The 3,414-nt window shown below is 64.5% G+C and carries 3 protein-coding genes; all 3 read left to right on the top strand.

The window, feature by feature from the left end; translation table 11 throughout:
* Window positions 1–141 precede the first annotated feature (141 nt).
* A complete protein-coding gene (locus tag EN781_RS28975) occupies window positions 142–894 on the top strand; it encodes an IclR family transcriptional regulator (protein ID WP_126056088.1) in 753 nt (250 codons plus the stop codon).
* Between the two features lie 280 nt (window positions 895–1,174).
* Window positions 1,175–1,342, top strand: a complete 168-nt coding sequence (locus EN781_RS34595) for a hypothetical protein (protein ID WP_189347915.1) — start codon at window positions 1,175–1,177, stop codon at window positions 1,340–1,342.
* 95 nt (window positions 1,343–1,437) lie between these two features.
* Window positions 1,438–3,414 (top strand): MFS transporter (locus EN781_RS28970; protein ID WP_245492679.1); only part of this gene is annotated, 1,977 nt, incomplete at its 3' end.

Below are 3,414 nucleotides of genomic sequence, written 5' to 3'. Positions count from 1 at the left end.
CCTCCCTTGTGTGCCGTCAGTTGGGCACAAGATGATTTTCTTGTCGGTTCACTATTTGAACCATCGTTTTGCATGTTATAGACAAACTGCAGGCTACCTCGGCTGCTGTCAAGTTAATTCACATGCGAACTATCTTGGAGAATGCATCATGAGCACGGTGGCAAGGCGGTCTCGCTGCTGGAACTGTTCACGCTCGACGAGCCGGAGATCGGGCTGTCCGACCTCGCCCGCAAGGCCGGCCTCGACAAGGCGACAGCCCGGCGTTTGCTGATGGCGCTCGCCAACCATCGGCTGATCGAGCAGGAGCCGCAAAGCCGCCGCTACCGGCTGGGCGCCGGCCTGTCGCGGCTGGCCCGCATCCGCGACGCGCATTTCCCTTTCGTGCGCGTGGCGGCGCCGGTGGCGCGGGAGCTGTCGCTCGAAACCGGCGAGACCGTGCATCTGTCGGAGTTCAGCGCTGGCGCGCTGCTCACCGTGCATGTCGAACTGTCGGCGAAGGCCAACCGCGTCAATGTCGATGTCGGCCAGATCCTGCCACTGCACGGCACGGCCTCCGGCATCGCCTTCCTCGCCGCCTCGCGGCTGCAAGTGGTCAGCGCCTATCTGGAGAAGCCCTTGCAGGCCTTCACCGCGCATACGGTGACAGGACCGGACACGCTGGCCAAAGCCATCGCTTTTGCCGCCGCGAGCGGCTATTCGCGCAGCTCGCAGGGCTATGAGGAAGGCGTGCACAGCATCGGCGCCGCGATCCTCGGCGCCGACGGCCAACCGATCGGCGCGCTTGCGGTGGCTTCCCCCGTATCCCGCGTCGACGATGCGGTCGCGGCCAACCAGGGTGCTGCGACGGTCAAGGCGGCGCGCCTGATTGCGGCACGGCTGACCGGCGAGGCGTGACATCCCGCATCGGCGAGGCTGAACTCACCATACTCGCGGCTGCCGCTCATTGGTCGCGGTCGCCGAACCTGGCCGAAGCCCCTCTTGTCGCCTTCATTTGAAAATTTGAACGGTGTTCACTTTTGTCTTGAACGCCGTTCACAATGTGCTAAATTGCGTTTATGAACATCGTTCATGGAAAATGAGCGGCGAAGCGGATGACGAAGCCTGCTGATTGTATCCGGCCCTGAAACCAGCCAGCGCCGACCCGGCTTAACCCTGAAACGAAAGGATCATATCGATGGCCACCAACAGCTATGTTTCCAACCATGCGAGTGCCTGGAAGACGTCCATCGCCATCACCAAGACGCTGCGTGACGCGGAGGAAACGGGCCGGTTCATCAACAGGCTGCAAGGCGCCAAGACCGAAAAGCTGATGATGGATATCAACCGCAGTAACGAAGTTTAACCGGCTTCCCGCTTAAAACGAGGCTCAAACCGCGCAAGCAACCGCTGACCGATCCATCTCGGATTGCTCGATGGCCTTGCCCAATGGAACTTGCCATGAACACCCATCTGATGATGTCGCGGCGCTTTGCGCCTCTCTTCTGGACGCAGTTCCTGTCCGCCTTCAACGACAACTTCCTGAAGAACACGCTGGTGTTCCTCATCCTCTTCACCCTTGCCGCGGACCAGGCGGCGTCATTGGTGACCTTGGCCGGCGCCATTTTCATGGCCCCCTTCCTGCTCTTGTCCGCGCTTGGCGGCGAGATCGCCGACCGCTTCGACAAGGCTTTCGTGGCGCGCAGGCTGAAGTTCGTCGAGATCGGCGCCGCCTTGCTGGCCGTAATCGGCATCGCGCTGTCGTCCATTCCGGTGCTGCTCACGGCGCTGTTCCTGTTCGGCGTGATTTCGGCGCTGTTCGGCCCGATCAAATACGGCATCCTGCCCGATCACCTCGAGCGCAAGGAACTGCCGCGCGCCAACGCCTGGATCGAGTCGGCCACCTTCGCCGCCATCCTCGGCGGCACCATCGCCGGCGGCGTCGTCTCCGCCGACGGCATCGGCGTTGCGGTGTTCGGACCGATCATGATGGCGCTTGCCGTCGGCTGCTGGCTCGTCAGCCGCTACATCCCGGCGACCGGTGCGGCCGCGCCGAACCTGGTGATCGACAAGAATGTCCTGCGCTCTACCTGGCGTCTGGTCAGCGAATTGCGCACCAACCAACGCATCTGGCGGGCGGCGCTGATGGCGTCCTGGTTCTGGCTGGTCGGCGCCATCGTCCTTTCCATCCTGCCAACCCTGGTCAAGAATTCGCTCGGCGGCACCGAGATCGCCGTGACCGCCTATCTGGCGGTCTTCGCGGTCGCCGTCGCCATCGGCTCGGCCATCGCCGCCTGGATGTCGCAGGGACGCATGGTGCTGTTGCCCGCCCCGGTCGGCACCGCGCTGATGGCCGTGTTCGGGCTGGACCTCGCCTGGAGCGTGTGGGGCCTTCAGGCCTCCGCCCAGGCGCAGACGCTCAGCGCCTTCTTCGCCGGCCCGAACACCATCCGAGTCGCCATTGATCTCGCCGGCCTGGCGATCGCCGGTGCCTTCCTTGTCGTTCCCACCTTCGCGGCCGTGCAGGCCTGGGCGCCGGAGGACCGGCGCGCCCGTGTCGTCGCCGCGGTGAATGTCGTCAGCGCCGGCTTCATGACCCTCGGCGGCGGCATCGTCGCCGCCATCCAAGGCGCTGGCGTCTCGATCGCCGGCGTGCTGGCCGGCCTTGCCGTGGTCAATGCCGTCGCCGCCTGGCTGATGCTGAAATACCTGCCCACGAATCCTTTCCGCGATTTCGTCTCCATCCTGTTCCGCGCCTTCCATCATCTGGAGGTCGAGGGGCTGGACAACCTCAAGGCCGCCGGCCCGGCGCCGATCCTGGCGCTCAACCATGTCAGCTTCCTCGATGGTCCGCTGGCCCTGACGCTGACCGACGAGGAGCCGGTCTTCGCCATCGACCACACCATCGCGCAGGCCTGGTGGATGAAGCCGTTCCTGAAGCTCGCCCGCGCCCTGCCGCTCAATCCGGCCAAGCCGATGTCGACCCGCACGCTGATCAAGATCGTGCAGGGCGGCGATCCGCTGGTCATCTTCCCCGAAGGCCGCATCACCGTCACCGGAGGCCTGATGAAGGTCTATGACGGCGCCGCCATGGTCGCCGACAAGACCGGCTCGATGGTCGTGCCGGTGCGCATCGACGGGCTGGAGAAGAGCTACTTCTCGCGGCTGACGTCGCAGCACGTGCGCCGCCGCCTGTTCCCGAAGGTCAAGGTGACCATCCTGGAACCGGTGAAGCTCGAAGTTCCGCAGGAGTTCAAGGGCCGCCAGCGTCGCACCGCGGCGGGCGCCGCCCTCTATCAGGTGATGTCGGATCTCGTCTTCCGCACCGAGGACATCGACAAGACGGTGCTTGAGAAAATCATCCTGACGGCGAACGAGCGCGGCATGAAACAGCTCGCCGTGCAGGACCCGGTCACCGGCCCGCCGAGCGACGGCCAG

The sequence above is a fragment of the Mesorhizobium sp. M4A.F.Ca.ET.090.04.2.1 genome (genome assembly GCF_003999085.1).
Lineage (GTDB): Bacteria > Pseudomonadota > Alphaproteobacteria > Rhizobiales > Rhizobiaceae > Mesorhizobium.
Note: the sequence above shows the minus strand (reverse complement) of the source record. Positions and strands in the feature narration are given on the sequence as shown.